Below are 1030 nucleotides of genomic sequence, written 5' to 3' on the forward strand. Positions count from 1 at the left end.
AAGTGAAGACAAATAAGCGTATGGCAACTAACCAAGGTTTTTGGTTGTCATCAAGAAGGGTTAATTCTCAATGACTGTTTGCCGGACTCAATTTACTTCTTGTTTCCACTTTTTAATAAAAAGTAGAATCAAAAAATGAACAATCATTTCTGATCATTCGAATACAAGACACTTGAATGTGTTTGTTGTGTTTATGCCGTTCTTATTAAATAAGAGCAGATAAACATTGAGAACTTTTAAATTTGATTTGAATTACTCGTAAGTAATCAAATCAGTCAGCTTTCCAAATTGTTAAAGAGCAAGAGTTTTTCAAGTTTTAAACTTTCAAAACCATTTTTAAAAACTCTCTTCAGACTGTTGTCATCAAAGAATGTTTAAAGATGGTGGGCGATACCGGGCTCGAACCAGTGACCCCCTGCTTGTAAGGCAGGTGCTCTCCCAACTGAGCTAATCGCCCATAAAAGTTTTAATTCCTTATGGAAGGAATGGTGGAGCTATGCGGGATCGAACCGCAGACCTCCTGCGTGCAAGGCAGGCGCTCTCCCAGCTGAGCTATAGCCCCATATTTTTATTTCCTTGGGAGGAAATGGTGGGCGATACCGGGCTCGAACCAGTGACCCCCTGCTTGTAAGGCAGGTGCTCTCCCAACTGAGCTAATCGCCCCAAATTTTATTTCCTTGGGAGGAAATGGTGGGTCGTGCAGGATTCGAACCTGCGACCAATTGATTAAAAGTCAACTGCTCTACCAACTGAGCTAACGACCCTTTTTACTTCTTGAAGGAAGTGGTATCCCGTAGGGGAGTCGAACCCCTGTTACCGCCGTGAAAGGGCGGTGTCCTAGGCCTCTAGACGAACGGGACACTGCTAATTTATCTCCACTTTAAAAGTAGAAACAAACTTCGAAGAACTTTGGGAGCTCTTCTTCTCTTTTTCTTTCTAAACCTAATCAATCTGTGTGGACACTCATCGTAAGTATCTTCGTATAAGGAGGTGATCCAGCCCCAGGTTCCCCTAGGGCTACCTTGTTACG

The 1030-nt window shown here is 42.8% G+C and carries 5 tRNA genes; all 5 read right to left on the reverse strand.

Going from position 1 to position 1030, the window contains the following annotated elements:
• Window positions 1-381: 381 nt before the first annotated feature.
• Window positions 382-457, reverse strand: a tRNA-Val gene (locus IQO02_RS08530).
• Between the two features lie 29 nt (window positions 458-486).
• Window positions 487-562 (reverse strand) — tRNA-Ala (locus IQO02_RS08535).
• Window positions 563-587: 25 nt separating this feature from the next.
• Window positions 588-663, reverse strand: a tRNA-Val gene (locus tag IQO02_RS08540).
• Window positions 664-688: 25 nt separating this feature from the next.
• Window positions 689-764, reverse strand: a tRNA-Lys gene (locus IQO02_RS08545).
• A 20-nt stretch (window positions 765-784) separates the two neighbouring features.
• Window positions 785-860, reverse strand: a tRNA-Glu gene (locus IQO02_RS08550).
• Between the last annotated feature and the right edge of the window lie 170 nt (window positions 861-1030).

This window comes from Vibrio sp. OPT24, from assembly GCF_015163545.1.
GTDB classification, from domain to species: domain Bacteria; phylum Pseudomonadota; class Gammaproteobacteria; order Enterobacterales; family Vibrionaceae; genus Vibrio; species Vibrio cyclitrophicus.